This window comes from Mesorhizobium sp. KACC 23794, from assembly GCF_052180275.1.
Lineage (GTDB): Bacteria > Pseudomonadota > Alphaproteobacteria > Rhizobiales > Rhizobiaceae > Kumtagia.
The window spans coordinates 1478604-1496266 of record NZ_CP197465.1 but is presented as its reverse complement, the minus strand read 5'-3'; the positions used below and the strand labels follow the sequence as shown (position 1 = coordinate 1496266).

At 65.0% G+C, this 17663-nt stretch carries 18 protein-coding genes; 7 read left to right on the top strand and 11 right to left on the bottom strand.

Going from position 1 to position 17663, the window contains the following annotated elements:
• The first annotated feature begins 73 nt into the window (after nucleotides 1-73).
• Entirely contained in the window at nucleotides 74-961 is an 888-nt protein-coding gene (locus tag ACSBOB_RS07475; protein WP_442581809.1) for a DMT family transporter, read from the top strand.
• Nucleotides 962-1044: 83 nt separating this feature from the next.
• Here ACSBOB_RS07475 and aroE read toward each other — a convergent pair whose 3' ends face one another.
• Nucleotides 1045-1890, bottom strand: a complete 846-nt coding sequence (gene aroE / locus ACSBOB_RS07470) for a shikimate dehydrogenase (RefSeq protein ID WP_442581808.1) — start codon at nucleotides 1888-1890, stop codon at nucleotides 1045-1047.
• Nucleotides 1891-2115: 225 nt separating this feature from the next.
• On the opposite strand from aroE, the gene ACSBOB_RS07465 reads away from it, so the two are divergent.
• Nucleotides 2116-2490 carry a hypothetical protein gene (locus ACSBOB_RS07465; RefSeq protein WP_442581807.1) on the top strand — a complete coding sequence of 125 codons (375 nt, stop codon included), beginning with the start codon at nucleotides 2116-2118 and terminating at the stop codon, nucleotides 2488-2490.
• A 6-nt stretch (nucleotides 2491-2496) separates the two neighbouring features.
• On the opposite strand, the gene ACSBOB_RS07460 is transcribed toward ACSBOB_RS07465, so the two are convergent.
• The 4 genes from ACSBOB_RS07460 to ACSBOB_RS07445 all read right to left on the bottom strand — a co-directional run bounded on the left by ACSBOB_RS07460 (nucleotide 2497) and on the right by ACSBOB_RS07445 (nucleotide 5623).
• Nucleotides 2497-3696, bottom strand: a complete 1200-nt coding sequence (locus tag ACSBOB_RS07460) for an aminotransferase-like domain-containing protein (RefSeq protein ID WP_442583671.1) — start codon at nucleotides 3694-3696, stop codon at nucleotides 2497-2499.
• A gap of 175 nt (nucleotides 3697-3871) precedes the next feature.
• Complete coding sequence (locus ACSBOB_RS07455; RefSeq protein ID WP_442581806.1) at nucleotides 3872-4285, bottom strand: type II toxin-antitoxin system VapC family toxin; 414 nt, start codon at nucleotides 4283-4285, stop codon at nucleotides 3872-3874.
• The gene (locus ACSBOB_RS07450; RefSeq protein WP_442581805.1) at nucleotides 4267-4500 is read right to left on the bottom strand and encodes a type II toxin-antitoxin system Phd/YefM family antitoxin; all 234 of its coding nucleotides are present in this window, start codon (nucleotides 4498-4500) and stop codon (nucleotides 4267-4269) included. The genes ACSBOB_RS07455 and ACSBOB_RS07450 overlap by 19 nt, the downstream gene beginning before the upstream one ends.
• A 145-nt stretch (nucleotides 4501-4645) precedes the next feature.
• Nucleotides 4646-5623: an AraC family transcriptional regulator gene (locus tag ACSBOB_RS07445; protein ID WP_442583670.1), complete on the bottom strand. Its 978-nt coding sequence runs from the start codon at nucleotides 5621-5623 to the stop codon at nucleotides 4646-4648.
• Nucleotides 5624-5748: 125 nt separating this feature from the next.
• Between ACSBOB_RS07445 and ACSBOB_RS07440 the strand changes: the two genes are divergently transcribed.
• The 3 genes from ACSBOB_RS07440 (at nucleotide 5749) to ACSBOB_RS07430 (ending at nucleotide 9130) form a co-directional block, all read left to right on the top strand.
• Entirely contained in the window at nucleotides 5749-6639 is an 891-nt protein-coding gene (locus ACSBOB_RS07440; protein ID WP_442581804.1) for an SDR family oxidoreductase, read from the top strand.
• Nucleotides 6640-6975: 336 nt separating this feature from the next.
• Nucleotides 6976-7815: an SDR family oxidoreductase gene (locus ACSBOB_RS07435; protein WP_442581803.1), complete on the top strand. Its 840-nt coding sequence runs from the start codon at nucleotides 6976-6978 to the stop codon at nucleotides 7813-7815.
• Between the two features lie 217 nt (nucleotides 7816-8032).
• A complete protein-coding gene (locus ACSBOB_RS07430; protein WP_442581802.1) occupies nucleotides 8033-9130 on the top strand; it encodes a calcium-binding protein in 1098 nt (365 codons plus the stop codon).
• A 24-nt stretch (nucleotides 9131-9154) separates the two neighbouring features.
• Here the strand turns inward: ACSBOB_RS07430 and ACSBOB_RS07425 are convergent, their stop codons facing one another.
• The 6 genes from ACSBOB_RS07425 to ACSBOB_RS07400 all read right to left on the bottom strand — a co-directional run bounded on the left by ACSBOB_RS07425 (nucleotide 9155) and on the right by ACSBOB_RS07400 (nucleotide 16422).
• On the bottom strand, nucleotides 9155-10060 hold the full coding sequence (locus tag ACSBOB_RS07425) for a transporter associated domain-containing protein (RefSeq protein WP_442581801.1): 906 nt from the start codon (nucleotides 10058-10060) through the stop codon (nucleotides 9155-9157).
• A gap of 316 nt (nucleotides 10061-10376) precedes the next feature.
• A complete protein-coding gene (gene aroB, locus ACSBOB_RS07420; protein ID WP_442581800.1) occupies nucleotides 10377-11498 on the bottom strand; it encodes a 3-dehydroquinate synthase in 1122 nt (373 codons plus the stop codon).
• Nucleotides 11495-12085 carry a shikimate kinase gene (locus ACSBOB_RS07415; protein ID WP_442581799.1) on the bottom strand — a complete coding sequence of 197 codons (591 nt, stop codon included), beginning with the start codon at nucleotides 12083-12085 and terminating at the stop codon, nucleotides 11495-11497. The genes aroB and ACSBOB_RS07415 overlap by 4 nt, the downstream gene beginning before the upstream one ends.
• A 267-nt stretch (nucleotides 12086-12352) precedes the next feature.
• Nucleotides 12353-15274 carry a caspase family protein gene (locus ACSBOB_RS07410; RefSeq protein ID WP_442581798.1) on the bottom strand — a complete coding sequence of 974 codons (2922 nt, stop codon included), beginning with the start codon at nucleotides 15272-15274 and terminating at the stop codon, nucleotides 12353-12355.
• Between the two features lie 220 nt (nucleotides 15275-15494).
• The gene (locus ACSBOB_RS07405) at nucleotides 15495-15821 is read right to left on the bottom strand and encodes a hypothetical protein (protein ID WP_442581797.1); all 327 of its coding nucleotides are present in this window, start codon (nucleotides 15819-15821) and stop codon (nucleotides 15495-15497) included.
• Nucleotides 15822-15933: 112 nt separating this feature from the next.
• A complete protein-coding gene (locus ACSBOB_RS07400) occupies nucleotides 15934-16422 on the bottom strand; it encodes a GNAT family N-acetyltransferase (RefSeq protein ID WP_442581796.1) in 489 nt (162 codons plus the stop codon).
• A 138-nt stretch (nucleotides 16423-16560) separates the two neighbouring features.
• On the opposite strand from ACSBOB_RS07400, the gene ACSBOB_RS07395 reads away from it, so the two are divergent.
• Together ACSBOB_RS07395 and ku are read left to right on the top strand one after the other, a co-directional pair.
• On the top strand, nucleotides 16561-16782 hold the full coding sequence (locus tag ACSBOB_RS07395; protein WP_442581795.1) for a hypothetical protein: 222 nt from the start codon (nucleotides 16561-16563) through the stop codon (nucleotides 16780-16782).
• Nucleotide 16783: 1 nt separating this feature from the next.
• On the top strand, nucleotides 16784-17662 hold the full coding sequence (gene ku, locus ACSBOB_RS07390) for a non-homologous end joining protein Ku (protein WP_442581794.1): 879 nt from the start codon (nucleotides 16784-16786) through the stop codon (nucleotides 17660-17662).
• Nucleotide 17663 lies beyond the last annotated feature (1 nt).

The following is a 17663-nucleotide window of genomic DNA, read 5'->3' as shown; positions in this document are numbered from 1 at the left end:
CTGTCCGCACGGATTGATTGTCGGCGAAACTTGGATGAAATCGGCGCGCAACCTTTCGGGCCGATTTCACGACATGTCCCTGCACTCCCATCCTTTTCGCGGCCCGCTCTTCATGGTGCTGGCGACCTGCTCCTATGTCGTCAACGACACGATGATGAAGGTGGCGACAGAAGCGCTGCCGCCCTACCAGGTGCTGATGATGCGTGGCATCGCCGCGTTCCTGTGGGGCATGCCGCTGCTGCTCGTCCTCGGCTATCGCGGCAGCCTGCCGCTGATGTTCGAGCGCCGCGTGCTGGCGCGCAACCTCTGCGAGACCGTCGCCATCCTGTGCTTTGTCGTGGCGCTGGCCAACATGCCGATCGCCGATGCCACCGCGCTCGGCCAGATCACGCCGCTGGTGGTGCTACTCGGCGCCTCACTGGTATTCGGTGAAAAGATCTCGGGGCTGGCCATGGTGCTGATCTGCCTCGGCTTCGCCGGCGCGCTGATGATCGCCCAGCCCTCCGGCCAGGGCATATCGATCTACGCTGTCCTGGCAATCGCCAACGCCATCCTCTGCGCCGTGCGCGATCTCGCCGGCCGCCGCATCGCCGGACACATTCCGGGCATGATCGTTGCCATGTCCGCGGTGGTCGTCGTGCTGATCGCCGCCGTGATCGCGCATGTGGCGCTGGAGGAATGGCGGACGCCGGACCCGCTGCACATCCTGCTGCTCGCCGGCTCCGGCTTCTTCCTGATCTTCGGCCATTTCTTCATCTTCATGGCCTATCGCATCGGACCGACCAGCGCGGTCGCGCCGCTCTATTACTGCTTCACGGTCTGGGCGGTGATCTCCGGCCTCGTCGTGTTCGGCCACCTGCCCAACGCGCTGGCGCTGTGCGGCATCGTGCTGGTCGTCGGCAGCGGCCTCGCCATCGTGCTGCACGACCGGCGCAGGAGGCGGCTCGCGCCGGTGGCGTGAGGCAGCCGCCGTGACTCTTCTGAGCGGTTGCGATCAGGCTGCACGGGTTGCCGTTGGCGCCAAACCCGGCATGCCGGACAGCGTCACACGCCGAAAATCGCCTCGATCCGCCCCCGCATCACGCCGGCGTCCGCGTCCACGCCGGTCCAGTATTTGATGTTGATCACGCCCTGGTTGACCAGCATGCCGAGCCCGTCGAGCACCGTGCAGCCGCGTGCCTCCGCGTCGCGCACCAGCAGCGTGCGCGGTGGGTTGGGGATGATGTCGGCCACCACCATGCCGGGCCGCAGCGTATCGAGATCGATGTCGAGCCGCGCCTCGACATCCGGATAAAGCCCGATCGAGGTGGCGTTGACGATGATGTCGGTGCCGGCGGGGACGGCAAAGTTGCGTTCCCACGGCCGGAATGTCGTCACCGCGCCGGTGCGCTCGCCAACCAGCCGCACGAGTTCTTCGCCGCGCTCCCGCCCGCGGTTGACCACTGTGATCCTGCCGGCCCCGGCCAGCGCCAGTTCCACGCAGATGGCGCGCGCCGCGCCTCCCGCCCCAAACACGACGATCGCCTTGCCGCTCGGATCCACCACTTCCAGCAGCGATTTCAGAAACCCTTTTCCGTCGGTGTTCTCGCCGATCAGCAGTCCGTCGCGCAACACCGCGCAATTGACCGCCTGCATGATTTCGGCCGACTCGCCCAGCCCATCCAGGTGGTCGATGACCGCCACCTTGTGCGGCAGCGAGCAGTTGAACCCCGCCCAGCCCATGGCGCGCGCGCCGCGCACCGCGTCGCCCAGCCTTTCCGGAGGCACCTCGCAATTGATGTAGCGCGCGTCGATACCGTGATGCGCATAGGCCGCATCCATCATCGCCACCGTCGGGTTCTCCGCCGCCGGCATGGCGAACGACCCGGTGATCAGGCTGAGAAAATTCATGAGTCCTCCCCCGCCCGGTTGATGATCGCCGCCGAGCCTGCCGCCATGCTACCGCAGAACCGATCCTGTTCAAGCGCAGGCTTGCAGCGGCCTTCGGGGCCATGCATTAACTCTTCGCACGATCCGGCCGCATCGAGGCATCAAACGGCTGGCGTCGACCGCCGCACGGCGGTTTAGTGTGGCCACGCACCGGGAATATCACGTCATGAACGGGGGTCTGGACAGATGATGAGAAATCTAACCATGGCACTGACGGTGGCAGGCGCCCTGGCGATCGGCGCGATCGCCAACGCACATGCCGAGCCGCTGAAGACGGTGGACGAGGTCGGCGCAGCGCTTCAGGCGTGCTGGACACCGCCCGCCGGCATCGACAACTCCTCCGTCACGCTGAGCTTCAGCTTCAAGCGCGACGGCACGCTGATCGGCCCGCCGGAGCCCTCCGCCATCGCCGTCGAAGGCGACGAGCAGACGCGCAAGCAATTCGTCGACGCGGCGATCGCGGCGGTGGAAGCTTGCGTGCCGATCGAATTCGCCCCGGCGCTGGCAGCCGGCATGGGCGGCACTGTCTTCACGATGCCTTTCGCCTCGGCGCCAAACTGAGGGCGTTCAGCCCTTCAGGATGCGCGCCAGCCGCGGGATTCCTTCGCTCAACGCCCGCTCGTCGGCGAGCGTGAAGCTGAGCCGAAGCGTGTTCCGGCCGGAACCGTCGGCATGGAAGGCGCTGCCCGGCACGAAGGCGACGCGGGCTTCGCGGATCGAGCGTTCCAGCAAAGCGGTCGCGTCAGCGCCTTCCGGCAGCGTCAGCCACACGAACATGCCGCCGTCCGGCCTGCTCCAGGTCACGCCGTCCGGCATATGGGCTTCCAGCGCCTCCAGCAGCCCGTCGCGGCGCTGGCGATAGGCGTCTACCAGTTTCTCCACCTGCGTATCGAAGACTGTCTCCGCCACGCGGTGGATGACCATCTGGTTGATCGAAGGGCTGTGCAGGTCGGCCGCCTGCTTCATCAGCACGAGCTTCTCGACGATCTGGCGTGGCGCGCAGATCCAGCCCATGCGCATGCCGGGCGAGAGAATTTTGGAAAAGCTGCCGCAATAGATCGTCCGCGCCTTGTCGATGCCGCCGGAGCGCGCGCAGTCCAGCGCCTGGATCGGCGGTTCATGCTCGCCGTCATAGCGAAGCGCCCTATAGGCTGCGTCTTCGATGACGGCGATGTCCAGTTCGCCGGCAAGGTCGAGCACCGCCTCGCGCTGCTTGCGGCCGAGCGTCTGGCCCGTCGGATTTGCGAAATCCGGCACGAGATAGGCGAATTTCGGCCGCCCGCCGGTGACTGCCGCCGCCGCGCGATAGGCGGCGGGCGTCATGTTGCCGCCATCCGGCATCAGCCGGTCGTAGCGCGGCTCGTAGGCGTTGAACGCCTGCAAGGCGCCGAGATAGGTCGGCCACATCACCAGCGCCGTGTCGCCGGGCGACAGGAACAGCTTTCCGAGATAGTCCAGCCCCTGCTGTGAACCCGAAGTGATGAAGATGTTGGCCTCGTCGCATGCCACGCCGAGCCCGCCCATCATGCCGGCCAGCCAGCGCCGCAACGGCAGGTATCCCTCGCTCACCTGGTATTGCAACGCCGCCTTCGCCTGGTCGCCGGACAGAACCGCATCGTAGGCTTCCCGTACGGCCTCGTGCGGAAACAGCGCCGGGTCGGGAATGCCGCCCGCGAACGAGATGATGTCAGGCTGGTCCAGCAGCTTGAGCAGTTCGCGGATTTCCGACGCCTTCATGCGCGAGGAGCGGGAAGCGAACAGGTCCATCAACACAGCGAAATCTCCCAGACCGGAATAGGTCAATCTCACTGACCTATATCAGGGTTCTCTGCCTGTTTGAAGGGCATTTGGCATGGATGCGGGCAAATATCAGGACGAATGGCAACTCGCCACCGATTGCGTATACGCAACGAGGTTAAGGGATCGCCACGGCGTTTCGGCCCTACCAGACAGTCTGCAGGTAGCCATAATCCCTGAGCTTCTGGTCGGCGGTCACCAGTGGCGCGCCGAACTTGCGGCTGGTGGTGACAATGATCCTGTCAGCCGGATCCTTGTGAAACTCACCAGGCAGTTGCGTACTGCGGACCGCGATCTCGTTGTCGACCGGAACGAAGGTCAACGCCTCGACCTCGCTGGCGTTCGCCAGCCATTCGGCAACATCCATCGACAGGGCCAGGCGCTTTCTCGCGACCAGCATCGCTATCTCCCAACCGCTGATCGACGACACCAGCATCTCGCCGCCCGACCGCTCTCGCTCGATCGCCTGTCGCGCCGCAGCCGACAGAAAACCATCCTGTCCGGCGAGCCACCAGACAAGCACATGCGTGTCGAGCACGATCAATTCGCGGCGTCCCATTCGTCGTCGGCGACCGGGTCTGTCGGCCGGTCGTAGCGCAGGAGCGTACCGCGCAACGCTTCCAGCGGATCGCGTTTCTTCTCGCTGTAAGGGCGTATTTCGAGCGTAGGCTTACCATTGTCGGTGACGATGATCGGTTCGCCGCTCGTCTCGACCTGCCGGAAGAATTCAAGCGCCTTTGCCTTGAACTTCGACTTCGATACGTGCGCTGTCATTGGTCCCAGCCTCCATTTCGAGGAGGAGCTTAGCACAACGATGACCGGAGGCAATGACTATGGTCTCATGGTCGCTGTCAACTCTGTAGCGCGCATCGCGGACGGGCAGTGGCGGTATGTTCCAAGCCGTCGCTGACAATTCGCGTCAACTCCCTACAAGTCCGCGCCCATTGGCGTGGTCCGCGTCCCCGTCGCTATGCGAAGAGGAAGCCGCATGCCGTGTTCGGCCATACTGGCGCGGCGAACAGCCCATCACCCGCTTGAACGCCGTGCTGAAGGCGGCTTCGGACTCGTATCCGAGCGACGGCGCTATGATCGAGATCGGATCGCCGGAATGTTCCAGCCGGTCGCCGGCCAGCAGCATGCGCCACTGCGCCAGGTAATTCATGGGAGAGGCGCCGACCGTCTGCCTGAATTTCAGCGCGAAGGTCGAGCGCGACATGCCGGCCCGTCCGGCCAGTTCCTGCAAGGTCCAGCGATGCGCCGGCTCGTCATGCATGGCGGTCATCGCCGCGCTCATCTGCCGGTCGGCCAGCGCGAACAGCCAGCCGACGCCCGCCTTCGTCCCTTCCGCCAGATGCAGCCGCAGCGCCTGCACCAGGATCATGTGGGCCAGGTGCTGGACGACGAGGTAGCCGCCCGGCTGCTGCTCGCGCAATTCCTGCATCATCCGCTCCATCGACCAGCGCAGCGTGGCCTGGCCCGGTTCGTCGCGGATATGCAGGACCGGCGGCAGCATGCGCAGCAATAGGCTGGCGTGGTTGCCGTCGAGCGCGAAGCGGGTGCTGACCATGAAGAAATCGCCGCCGCCATTGTACGAGACGATATTGCCCTTGCGCGGCGCCGAAAACACCTTGCCAGCGTCGGCCGGCTCCAGCGCCATGTCGCTGGCCAGCCGGAAGGGCCGGCCGCTCGGCAACAGGAAACAGTCGCCGGTATTCAGGTAGATCGGATCGTCGACGCCCTCCACCGACAGCCAGCACGCACCGGACACGACTGCCCCCGTCTTGATGCATTTCTGCTGGTCGGGAAACTGGATCGACCAGTCGCCGCCCGCCTCGAAGCCGGCCGAGAGATAGTTGCGCGGCTTCAGCAGCGACAGCACGTGTGAAAGGGGATCGATGGCCATTTCGGACGATCCCGAAGAAAGTACGGACTATACCGCATAGATCGTATCCGTGAAAGTCCTATCCTGTGCCGGCACGGTCGCAAGGCGGCCATTGCCGAAAACAGCCAGGGAAAATCGTCATGCGTGTCTTCGTTACAGGTGCCACCGGCTTCGTCGGCTCGGCAGTCGTCCAGGAACTGACGCGCGCCGGGCATTCGGTGCTTGGCCTCGCCCGCTCCGACGCCGCGGCCGCTTCGCTCGCCGCAGCCTGCGCCGAGGTGCATCGGGGCAGTCTCGAGGATCTGGACAGCCTTCGCAGCGGCGCTGCAGCCGCCGAGGGCGTGATCCATACCGGCTTCATCCACGACTTCTCCCGGTTCAGGGAGAACTGCGAGATAGACCGTCGCGCCATCGAGGCTCTCGGCTCGGCCCTCGTCGGCACAGGCCGTCCGCTGATCGTCACGTCCGGCACGGCGCTGATCGCGCCGGGCCGCATCGCGACCGAAGACATGCCGGCGCCCCGTTCCGATACCATTCCGCGCGTCTCCGAACAGGCGGCCGACGCAGTCGCGGCGCAAGGCGTCGACGTTTCGGTGATCCGGCTGCCGCCATCGGTGCATGGAGACGGCGACCATGGCTTCGTGCCGATCCTCATCGGCATGGCGCGTGAAAAGGGCGTCTCGGCCTATGTCGGCGAAGGGCTCAACCGCTGGCCGGCCGTGCACAGGCTCGACGCCGCCTCGCTCTACAGGCTGGCGCTCGAGAAGAGGTCGCCAGGCGCCCGCTATCACGCGGTCGCAGACGAGGATATAGCGTTCCGCGAGATCGCCGGGGTGATCGGCCGCCGCCTGAACTTGCCGGTGGTCGCCAAGTCAGCGGAAGAAGCAGCCGGCCATTTCGGCTGGTTCGCGCATTTCGCGGCGATCGACAGCCCGGCCTCCAGCCGCAAGACCCGCGACGAGCTCGGTTGGCACCCCACGGGACCGTCGCTCATCCCCGATCTCGACCGGCCAAGCTATTTCGAAAGCTGAGGGACCAGGCGTCCGCGACCTCTCGGCCGGCCCTGGGGCCGGAGGAGCGAAAGGGGAAAAATCAAGGTGTGAACGGCCCCGCTGTAAGGAACGCCTGTCACCGTTCCGGCGCGGGCAGGCGAATGCGCCCGGCGAGTAGCCGACGCGGCTGCGAAACGCGGTGCCGAAGAGTCTCCGGCCCGTTATCGGTTTCGAGAACACCGCACTGGGACGAAGCAACGCGACGATATCGCCGCGAGGATTCACAATTGGACGATCCATAATGAAATATGGACGGTCCATTATAGATCGTCCAAATCAGCCGTCTATCATGCGGCAAGAAAAATGGAGACCCCAATGACCAGCACCATCCTCATCACCGGAACGTCGTCGGGCTACGGCAAGGCGACCGTCGAACTCTTCCTCGACCGCGGTTGGAACGTCATCGCCACCATGCGGCGTCCCGATCCATCCGTGTTCGCCACCTCTTCGGATCGGCTGGAGGTGCTGCCGCTCGATGTTACCGATGCCGGCTCGATCCGCAAGGCCATCGCCGACGGCGTCGCCGCCTTCGGCAGGATCGACGTGCTGGTGAACAACGCCGGGATCGGCATGGCGTCGGCCGTCGAAGCCACTCCGGAGGCCACGGTGCGCGAGATATTCGAGACGAACACGTTCGGCGTGTTCAAGGCCTGCCAGGCCATCATCCCGCAGATGCGCAAGCAGGGCCGCGGCGTCATCGTCAATGTGACGTCGAGCGTCACGCTCGGCGTCATGCCCCTGGTGGCATTCTACGCCGCCAGCAAATGCGCCGTCGAAGGATTTACGGAATCGCTCTCCTACGAGCTTGAGGGGTTCAACATCAAGGCGCGGCTGGTGGAGCCCGGCTACGCGCCGACCACCAGCTTCACCGCCAATGGCGGCCTGCGCATGCAGGGCCTGATCCCCGCCGACTATTCGGACTTCGCCCGGTCGTGCTTCACCAGGATGGGCAACTACCCGACCCCCTACTGCACCGAAGCGGAAGTCGCCGAAGCCGTCTTCGCGGCCGCCACCGACGAGGGCGGCACGATCCGCTATCCGGCCGGCGCCGACAGCAAGTTGCTCGCGGACCTGCGCTGGACGACATCGGAAGACCATTATCTGGCAAGGATGCGGGAGATGTTCGGCCCGGAACCGTCACTGCGGGCGGCCTGAAATATACCACCGGCCTGCCCGCGAACGAGATTCATGACCGCCGACAGGCGCATTCGAAAGCTCATCTCATCTCCCAAAATTCCAGCGCCCGCGCACCGATCCATGCCCGGCGCCGTCCATCACCGACGGTCTTGCGTCATGCCGCCGGCAGGTCCATCGTGGCCGCGAGGGAAAATACTTGGTCGCGGAACACAAGAAATCGCAACGGAGATGATCTATGCCTACTATGACGCAGTTCTTGCCGGGCAATCCGGAGACGCTGATTAGCGACGTCACCACACGCTCCAACCAGACTACTTTCAATGGAGATTCGACCTATTTCAGCTATGGCCCCGGCATCTTCTCGGTCTCCGGCGTTCATCTGGAAGTGGTCGGCGTAGGCTTGCAAGGCTACTATGACGACGAGGAGTGGTATCCCTACAATGCCGGCACCGTCACCGGCTATCGGATCGTCAGCGGCGACGGTTATCCGCTTGTCGAGATCAGCGGGCTCAGCCAGTCTGTCAACGACTTCTATGGCCTCTTCGTCTACGGCAACGCCGCGACGCTGCGCACCTTCATCGAGGGCCAGCCCTGGACCTTCAACGGCAGCGCGGCGGTCGACACCATCACCGGCGGGCTCTCCGCCGACACGCTCAATGGCAATTCGGGCAACGACACGCTTTTCGGCCTCGCCGGCGGCGACGCCCTGTTCGGCGATGCCGGCAACGACACGCTGGTCGGCGGCGCCGGGGCGGACTTTCTCGCGGGCGGCACCGGGATCGATACCGCCTCCTATGCCACCGCCACGCAAGGCGTCGTGGCGAGCTTCGGCAATCCGTCGATCAACAAGGGCGACGCGGCCGGCGACACATACGAATCCATCGAGCGGTTGGTCGGCTCGAACTACAATGACGTCCTCAACGGCTCGCATGCGACCAACGACGTCATCTCGGGCGGCGCGGGCGCCGACATCATCAAGGGTTATCGCGGCAACGACACGCTCTACGGCAACAACGGGGCCGACACCTTCGTGTTCAACTCCGAACTGAACGGCTCCACCAACGTCGACACGATCAAGGATTTCGGCGCGCCCGACACGATCCAGCTCGAAAACGCCTATTTCACCGCGCTCACCGCGACGGGCGCATTGGCCGTCGAACTGTTCAAGAACCTGAATGTCGCCGCCGTCGATGCCGACGACCGCATCCTCTACGATCAGGACACCGGAAGGCTCTTTTACGACAGCAACGGTTCGGGCGCAGGCGGGCGCGTGCTGTTCGCCGTCATCGACAACGGTTTTGTTATGACCGCGGCGGATTTCGTGGTGATCTGAGGGCGGTCGGCCGTCAGGCGGCGGTCACGTCGCCTGATTGAGCTGCGAAGCGACGGCCCTGATCCTGATCCGCGTGATCCGGTTCTTCTCGCGCTTCATCACGATAAAGCGCTTGCCGTGGAACGTGAAGGACTGTTTTTCCTCGGGGATCGACTGCGTCTCGTGGATCACCAGCCCGGCGATGGTCACCGCTTCCTCGTCGGGCAATGTCCAGCCGAGCGCGCGGTTCAGCTCGCGGATCGCCACCGATCCGTCGACCACCACCGAGCCGTCCGCCTCCTGCTTGACACCCAGCATGTCGATGTCGTGCTCGTCGGCGATGTCGCCGACGATAACCTCGATGATGTCCTCCAGCGTGATAAGGCCTTCCACCTCGCCATACTCGTCGACCACGATGGCGAAATGCGCCTTGCGCCGCTGGAAGGCGTCGAGCTGGGCCTTCAGCGAAGTGGTGTCCGGCACGAACCAGGGTTTTGCCGCGATCTTCAGGATATCGATCTGCGAAAAATCGTTGCCGGCCTCGCTCAGCGCCCGCGCCAGATCCTTGGCGTGGACCACGCCGACGATGTTGTCGAGCGAACCGCGCCACAGCGGCATGCGGGTGTGCGGGCTCCGGATGATCTCGCGCACGATCGCCTCGGTCGGATTGTCGGCGTTGATCGAGTGCATGTCGGTGCGGTGCACCATCACATCCGACACTTCGAGCTCGTTCAGGTCGCGCAGCGCTTCCATCCGCGCGCGATCCTGCTTGTCCGCCGCCTCCTCGGCGAACGGATCGGCAATCGCCGCCGGCAGCTCCTCTGAAGGTTGCGGCGCCTCGATACGCCGCAACTGGAGGCCGATTGCTGCCAGCAGCGGCCTGCGCAGCAGCAGGGCGAGCAGAACTGCCAGTGCCAGCGCAGCGGCGGCGATCCAGCCGGCGTTCAGCATGGGTGGCTGACCCTATCACCTGCTTGCGGGTAGTTTCTTATCGCCGCACTCCGTCCAACACCCCTCATCCGACCTCGCTTCGCGAGGCCACCTTTTCCCACGGGGGGAGAAGGTGGAGCACTGCATTTGCGCCACTGCCAATCGCCAACGTTGAAGATCAGCCGAGACGTTTGCGCGAAACTCCACCTTCTCCCCTTGTGGGAGAAGGTGGCCTCGCGAAGCGAGGTCGGATGAGGGGTGTTGGACGGAGTGCGGCAAAGGAGACTGCCCCCGCCGGAAAGGGAAAAGGGTAAGGCCGAGGAGGCCATGACGCCGCTCATCCCCCCAGATTCTCCTCGAGGAACGACAGCACCTCGGACGCAGGCACATCCTTGGCAATGAAGGATTTTCCCACCCCATGCGTCAGGATGAAGGTCAGCGCGCCGCGCGACACCTTCTTGTCCTGGGCGATATAGCCGAGCAGGCCCTCGGCGTCCGGCAGGTCGCCCGGAATGTCGGAGATGCGCCACGGCAGCCCGACGGCTTTCAGATGCGCCTCGACGCGGTGCGCATCGTCCGGGCTGGCAAGGTTCATGCGGGCGGAAAACCGGTGCGCCAGCGCCATGCCGATCGCCACGCCCTCGCCATGCACCAGCCGCGCACCGTCATATTTGGTCGCCGCTTCCAGCGCATGGCCAAACGTGTGGCCGAGATTGAGCAGTGCGCGGTCGCCGGTCTCGAACTCGTCGCGCGCCACGACATCGGCCTTGGCACGGCAGGATTCGGCGATCGCGTAAGTGCGCGCCGCCCCGCCGGCAAACACCGCGCGCCAGTTCTTTTCCAAAAAGGCGAAAAAATCCGGACGGTCGATCAGGCCGTATTTGGCGACCTCGGCATATCCGGCGCGGAATTCGCGTTCCGGCAGCGTGTCCAGCACGTCGGTATCGGCCAGAACCAGCCGCGGCTGCTGGAACACGCCGACGAGATTTTTTCCCCGCGCCGTGTTGATGCCGGTCTTGCCACCGACGGAGGAATCCACCTGCGCCAGCAGCGAGGTCGGCACCTGCACGAAATTCATGCCGCGCCTGACGATGCCGGCGGCGAAGCCGGAAAGATCGCCGATCACCCCGCCGCCCAGCGCGACGACCGCGTCGCCGCGCTCCAGCCGGGCCTCCAGCACCTTGTCGACGACCTCCTGCAGGGCAGCGAAACTTTTCGTCTTCTCCCCGGGCGGCAGAATGACCGGCGTCGCCTTGACGCCGGCCGCCTCCAAGCTCGTAGTCAACCGGTCGAGGTGATGCGCGGCAAGGTTCTCGTCGGTCACCACCGCGGCGCGGATGCCCGGCAGGCGCGAGGCGATCGCCGCGCCCGCCTGCCCGATCAGGCCGGAGCCGATCAGGATGTCGTAGCCGCGCTCGCCCAGCGCCACCTTGACCGTTTCGATGCCGTCAGCCGTCATTCCGCTTTTCCTTGCGCCAGATAGGCCGCCAGCATGTCCATCACCTCGCCGACGATCACGTCCTTGCGTTCGTCGCGCGTATGCACGGTCACCTGGGCTTCCGCATAGACCGGATAGCGATCGTCCATCAGCCGGCCGAGCGTAGCGCGTGGATCGGCGGTCTTCAGCAGCGGCCGGTTGTGCTTCTTGGCGACGCGGGCGAACAGCACGTCGAGGTCGGCCTTGAGCCACACCGACACCGCCTGCGCCGCGATCAGCCCGCGCGTCTGCTCATTCATGAACGCCCCGCCGCCCGTCGACAGAACCTGCGGCCCGCTTTCCAGCACGCGCTGGATCACTCTCTGCTCCAGCGCCCGGAACTCCGGCTCGCCATAACGCTCGAACAGTTCGGGGATGGTCATCCGCGACACCTGCTCGATCTCCTGGTCGCTGTCGATGAACGGCAGTTCGAGCAGCGCCGCGACCTTGCGGCCGATCGCCGTCTTGCCGGCGCCCATCAGCCCGACAAAGACGATCGAGCGCCCGGCCAGCCTTTCGAGCATGCCGTGCCTGCGGTCGTCTGCCGAAATCGCTGCTTCCGTCTCCATCCGGTCCCCGGCGTGTTTCGGCGGGTTACGACATGAATGTTTTGTCGCGTCAAGCACGGGCTCTTTCCGGTCATGCGGAGTGAAGCCCGGAACGGCGCGGAACACGCGAAAACAGTGATCGGGACATGGCGTCCCGCCTTTTGGAGGCGTTTTATGAAGCCCAAAACGGGTTTTGGGAATGCGTTTTCCGGTAAACCCTTGATCCAAAGAGATTTTACAAGCTTCACGCGCTGCCAGGATGCGTCGATGTCATGGATCGCAGCGCCCCTATTGCAGCGTCGCCAGCGCCGCGTCGATCTCCGCCACGCGCCCGTCAAGTATCTGATTATACGAAGTATCGAAGGGTTGGATCGCGGCTTTCGCCTCCCCTGTCCGCTGCCGCGCCTCGACCAGCATCGCCTTGTCGCCGCGCGCGATGCCGATGGCGCGCATGGCGTTGCCGATGCCGGCCTGCGAAGCCGCCCAGCGGGCCGTCTCATGGTCCCGCGACAGGAGTTCCTGTTCCTCCCGGAACACGCTTTCCGCCGCCTCGTATCGGCCCGTCCCGGCCTCCAGCGGCCCAAGCTCGATCAGCGTCAGCCCGAGCGAATGCAGCAGCGCCGCCCGCTCGCTCTGCCTCGTTTCCTTGGGGAAAGCCTCCAGCGCGGCGCTCTGGATCGCCTCGGCCCTGACCAGATGGTCGAGCTTCGCCGCCGGGTCGTGTTCCCGCTGGGAGAGCAGTTGCAGAGTGTAAGCCAGAGCAACCTGCGCATTCGCCCAGGTCGACGGAGCGTTGTCTTTCGTAAAGATTTCAAGCGCTTGCGACTGCGCGTCGGCGGCCGCAAGCAGGGCCGAACGCGCTTCCTCCGGCGTCGCCGCCCGGAATGCCATGAGTTGCATGGTCTCGCCGAGCCCGAGCCTGACATTTGCCCACATCGACGGCGCGCGTTCGCGCGTCATCTCCTGCAAGGCCGCGTTCTGCGCCTCCTCCGCCTGCCGCAGGTAAGCTTGCGCCGTCCCGGCGTCACGCTGCAGGCGCGCCAGCGACAGGTAGGCGTTGGCGAGGTTCTGTTGCGCCGACGCCCATTGCAGCGGCACCTTCTCGCGAGTCAGCTCCTGCAATGCGCCGAGATAGGCCGACACCGACTGGACATGCCGGCCGGCCGCGATATTCGGGTCTGTCATCCTCAGCCCGAGCGCCCTGTAGACGTTGCCGATATTGATCTGCGCGCCGCCCCATACCAGCGGCTGCTGGTCGCGCGGCGTGACCGAAAGCGCCGCCTCGAAAGCCTGGCCGGCCATGGTGAGCGTTTCGATCGAATTCCGCAATTCGCCGAGCGCGATCAACGTCTTGCCGAAATTGACGTAGGCCGAGGCCCAGAGAACGGGATCCTGTTCGATCTCGAACTGGTCGATCGCCTTATCATAGAGGCCGACGGCCTCCACAAGCACGGCGTCGTTGCCCTGCCGCGTGCCCAGAACCGTCAGCGTATTGGCGAGGTTGTTGCGGATCTTGCCGGTCAGCGATGCATCGAGGCCGTCCGACCTGGACAGCGCCGCCCGGTAGGCGTCCGCCGCCCGCTTCAGATTGTCCAGACTATTGTCCCTGTCGCCCAGCGTGAACAGCGCGTTGCCGAGAACGTTCTGTGCGGAGATCCAGGATACGGCGTCGTTCGAAGCCTCCGCATCCCGCAATGCCGCGTCGCCCAGCGACACCAAGCTGTTCAGCGCTTCGTTGTCGCCCCGCAGCGTGCCCTGCTGCTCCAACGCCTTCATGCGATTGTAGCGATAGGTCGAGGCTAGTTTTTCGTCCCATCTGGCGATCTGGTCGTAGGCCAGCGCATAGTCGCTCGCCGCCTGCTTGAAATCGAAGCGCAGGAAATTCGCCTCGCCGCTGCGGGCATAGACCGCCGCAAACTCCCGGCGTTTCGCCGCAAGCTGCGCTTCCGCCTGGTCGACCGTGTCGGCAAGGCTGGCGACACGCTGCTTCGCCTCGCCGAGCAGCCGCACCGCCACCTCCAGCGCGCCCTCCCGCAGCGCGCCGTCGGCCTGCGCCGAAAGTTTCGCGATCTCCGGATCGGTGCTTTGCAAGGCGTCGCGCTCGGCCAGCATGGATTTCAGCCGCTCGGTCTGGCTGCGCATCATCCTGTCGAGTTCCGCCGGATCGCTGGGCGCCTCGGCGCCCAGCGCCTTGAGCATGCCGTAGAGTGTGTCCATCGGCACGCCGCCGGACTGCGCCAGCGTCTCGATCTGCTTGCGTCCCGGTTCGGGCAGCGCCGCGATGGTGAGCAGCAACTGCCGCCGCTCCACGAGAATCTCGCCATCGGCGCCGGCCGGCTGCGGCGCGGGCGTGCCGAAATAAAGCAGCCGCCGCAAGCTCTCGTTGACCCAGGGCCGCTGCCTGCCGCCGGTCTTCAGATAGACCTCCTCGGCAACCATGCGCATCACCGTGCCGAATTCCGCGCCCTCCATCGCCGACAGATGGCGCAGGATCGCCGCCGCATAGGGGCTGTTGCCGCCCGGATCGCCGTCCAAGGCCACATGCCCCGGCTCGGCGGCGAAACCGATGACGGTGCCGAAATTCTCGGCGGTGGCGGAAGTCGCCGTCATCGCCACGGCACCGCGCGCCTCGCCCAGCCCGCCGCTGCCCAGCGGCACGCCCGGCGCGTCCGGGCTGGTCTTCACCAAGGCGTCTGGCGGAAACGGATTGGTGCGGCAGGCGTCCAGCATGACGATGGTCACCGGCACCGTCTTCTTCAGCTCGTCGATGAGTTCGGACAGCGGCACCAGCTTTTCGCCGGCATCCTCCAGGGCCGCCGCATCGGCGTCGACAGGCACGAGATAGTTTTCGCCGCCGGCCTCGATGCCATGGCCGGAGTAATAGATCACGGCAACGTCGGCGCCCTCCGCATCCTCGGCGAAACCTTCCAAAGCGCGCCGCAGCCTGCGGGCATCACGGTCGGCAACGATGTCGGTCTCGAAGCCGAGCCCGTCCAGCATCTCCTCGACGGCGCGGGCGTCGTTGGGCGGGTTGGGGAGTTTCGCGAGGTGCTGGTAGTCGCCATTGCCGATGACCAGCGCCACGCCCTTCAACGCCTTGGGCGCGGCGTCCTCCGCCAAGGCCGCATGGCGGAACACAAGCCCGAGAACGACTGCCAGGAGCAGCCGCAGGCCGACTTTCGAAAGGTCGTCAAACCGAAATCGCAACATCAGCCCACCCGCTGCCGTTGTTGCCCCGTCGCATGGCAACACGATGGCAAGGCCGGATCAAGGGCGAAGTGGATCGGCGGCGATGTTGGCGTGCGCTCTGGCTTCGCGGCTTGCCCGTAGCGGACTTCAAACGCGGAGCGCGCTACCGACACGATTATAGCCATGCCTCGATGGAGGCACGGAAGTCCACCAGGCAGACTGAAAATCTGGCGCGTCGGCCTCAGTCCGGATAGCAGGCGGCGGGCACTTTGGGCCAGACGGCGGTGTCACAGCCGGCGGCCTGGCGCTGCTGCTTGAAGGCCGTGCTCACCGGCCCGGTAACCACCGGGTCGACACCGTAGGGCGCGTCTTCGAAGCGTTGCGCCACATCGGCTGCGGTCGCGTCGGGCGTGGATCTGAAGTCCTCATGCAGCGACGCCGAGACCACCGGAAAATCGCTGTCCCCGGGAGAGGCGCTCCCGGACGAGATGGCCGCAGCCGACAGGCATAGAGCCACCGCGCCGGCGGCCCAGCCATATTTCCCGTGGAATTTCATCGAGATCGCCATGCGAAAAAACCGTTCCGGCGGGAAATGGTTCCATGCCGCCGAATTCCGGCATTAGAACGATCTATCGTTAAAAATCTCTTTCCAATTGGCCTCACAGCAATGGCGGTGCGGCTCACAGGTCGCGCAAAAAATAGCGGACCGTCTTCCTGCCGTCGTGGATCGCGGCGCTGCCCACCACCAGAAAGCCGAGCGCGGCGTGGAATGCATCCGACGCCGGGTTGGGCGGCTCGGAATTGACCTCGCAGGTGACGATCGTGTGGCCCGCCGCGGCGGCCCGCTCGAACAGGTCGTGGTAGAGCGTGCGCGCCAGGCCGCGGCCACGGGCGGCAGGCGAGACGACGACGCGGTCGACATAGACGAAGCGCGCATAGCGGGCACGGAACCACTGGAAATTGGGGCTCGCATAATCGGCGTCCTGGTCGAACGCGATCAGGAAAGCGTCACAGCCGCCGACCGCTTGCGCATAAAAAGCCTCGGCGATCAGATGGCGGAGATCGCTGGGCTCCAGCCACGACAGTTCCGCCGCATGCGCGTTGTTCAGCGCCAGAACGTCCTGCTCGGGGACGTCGGAGAGAGCCGATATCGCCGTATTTTCCACCATGCCGTCCCTTTTCCACGTTTCCGCGGGTGTCATATTTCAATCGGCGCGACGTGGCATTTTAAGGGAACCGCCGCAAGCGCCAAGCGTTGTGGGCGGTCCGGCCACGCGCCGCTCGCTTTCACATACAGGAATTTCCCGATGGATCATCGCGACCGTCTCATCCTCGCGCTCTCGGCCCTGGTGAATGCGGAACGGGAGGCGCGCGAGGCGCTTCAGGACGCGGTTGCCGCGAGCGCATTGCCGGCCGAGACATGCGCCGCCCTTGCCGACCGCAACTTTCGCGCCGTGAGTGACGACGATCTGGATGAGGCGCGCGCGTTCATCCTGCCCGTCCGCTCCACCATACGCCTGGACACATGACATGGCGCCACGGCCGGCCTGGAGGGGATACCTCAAACTGTCGTTGGTGACCTGCGCGGTCGAACTGTCGAACGCGACGACGCAGAGCGACAAGGTGTCCTTCCGGATCATCAACCGCAAGACCGGCAACATGGTGAAGCGGCAGTATGTCGACGCCGAGAGTGGCAAGGCGCTGTCCGACAAGGACGAAGTCAAGGGCTACGAGACCGGCAAGGACGAATATTTGCTGATCGAGGAAGAGGACATCGAGGCGGTGCAGATCGAGGCCTCGCACACGCTCAACCTCGAAGGCTTCGTTTCCAAGAGCGACATCGAGCAGATCTATCTCGATACGCCCTATTACCTGGCGCCCGCCGACAAGGTTTCGGAAGAAGCCTTCGCGGTGATCCGCGACGCACTGGCGAGGAAGAAGATGGCCGGGCTGGCGCGCATCGTGCTCTACCGGCGCGAAAGGCCGGTGGTGATCGAGCCGTTCGAAAACGGCATGCTGCTGACGACGCTGCGCTACGACAGCACGGTGCGGCGGGTCGAGGATGTGGTCGAAGCCGTCAAGACGGTCGAGCTGGACGACGAGATGGTGGCTCTTGCCGCAAAAATCATCGACCGCCGGAAGGGCAAGTTCGACCCCGACAAATTCGAGGACCGCTACGAGAATGCACTGCTCGACCTGATCAAGTCGAAGAAGGCCGGGCGCAAGGCCCCGAAGGCAAAGCCACAGCCGAAACCGTCGAATGTCGTCAACCTGTTCGATGCGCTGAAGAAGAGCCTTGCGGGCGACGGTGGCGGCGACGAGAAAAGCGACGATGAGGCTCCGGCCAAACGCGGCGCAGCAGTGAAGGGCAAGGCCAAATCCTCCGCGTCGAGCCGCAAGAAGGCTTGAG

What these genes read in the sequence shown, in the direction of transcription:
- ACSBOB_RS07475 (WP_442581809.1), top strand. Translation starts at nt 74, where the DNA reads ATGTCCCTGCACTCCCATCCTTTTCGCGGCCCGCTCTTCATGGTGCTG.
- aroE (WP_442581808.1), bottom strand. Translation starts at nt 1,890, where the DNA reads ATGAATTTTCTCAGCCTGATCACCGGGTCGTTCGCCATGCCGGCGGCG.
- ACSBOB_RS07465 (WP_442581807.1), top strand. Translation starts at nt 2,116, where the DNA reads ATGATGAGAAATCTAACCATGGCACTGACGGTGGCAGGCGCCCTGGCG.
- ACSBOB_RS07460 (WP_442583671.1), bottom strand. Translation starts at nt 3,696, where the DNA reads ATGGACCTGTTCGCTTCCCGCTCCTCGCGCATGAAGGCGTCGGAAATC.
- ACSBOB_RS07455 (WP_442581806.1), bottom strand. Translation starts at nt 4,285, where the DNA reads ATGGGACGCCGCGAATTGATCGTGCTCGACACGCATGTGCTTGTCTGG.
- ACSBOB_RS07450 (WP_442581805.1), bottom strand. Translation starts at nt 4,500, where the DNA reads ATGACAGCGCACGTATCGAAGTCGAAGTTCAAGGCAAAGGCGCTTGAA.
- ACSBOB_RS07440 (WP_442581804.1), top strand. Translation starts at nt 5,749, where the DNA reads ATGCGTGTCTTCGTTACAGGTGCCACCGGCTTCGTCGGCTCGGCAGTC.
- ACSBOB_RS07435 (WP_442581803.1), top strand. Translation starts at nt 6,976, where the DNA reads ATGACCAGCACCATCCTCATCACCGGAACGTCGTCGGGCTACGGCAAG.
- ACSBOB_RS07430 (WP_442581802.1), top strand. Translation starts at nt 8,033, where the DNA reads ATGCCTACTATGACGCAGTTCTTGCCGGGCAATCCGGAGACGCTGATT.
- ACSBOB_RS07425 (WP_442581801.1), bottom strand. Translation starts at nt 10,060, where the DNA reads ATGCTGAACGCCGGCTGGATCGCCGCCGCTGCGCTGGCACTGGCAGTT.
- aroB (WP_442581800.1), bottom strand. Translation starts at nt 11,498, where the DNA reads ATGACGGCTGACGGCATCGAAACGGTCAAGGTGGCGCTGGGCGAGCGC.
- ACSBOB_RS07415 (WP_442581799.1), bottom strand. Translation starts at nt 12,085, where the DNA reads ATGGAGACGGAAGCAGCGATTTCGGCAGACGACCGCAGGCACGGCATG.
- ACSBOB_RS07410 (WP_442581798.1), bottom strand. Translation starts at nt 15,274, where the DNA reads ATGTTGCGATTTCGGTTTGACGACCTTTCGAAAGTCGGCCTGCGGCTG.
- ACSBOB_RS07405 (WP_442581797.1), bottom strand. Translation starts at nt 15,821, where the DNA reads ATGGCGATCTCGATGAAATTCCACGGGAAATATGGCTGGGCCGCCGGC.
- ACSBOB_RS07400 (WP_442581796.1), bottom strand. Translation starts at nt 16,422, where the DNA reads ATGGTGGAAAATACGGCGATATCGGCTCTCTCCGACGTCCCCGAGCAG.
- ACSBOB_RS07395 (WP_442581795.1), top strand. Translation starts at nt 16,561, where the DNA reads ATGGATCATCGCGACCGTCTCATCCTCGCGCTCTCGGCCCTGGTGAAT.
- ku (WP_442581794.1), top strand. Translation starts at nt 16,784, where the DNA reads ATGGCGCCACGGCCGGCCTGGAGGGGATACCTCAAACTGTCGTTGGTG.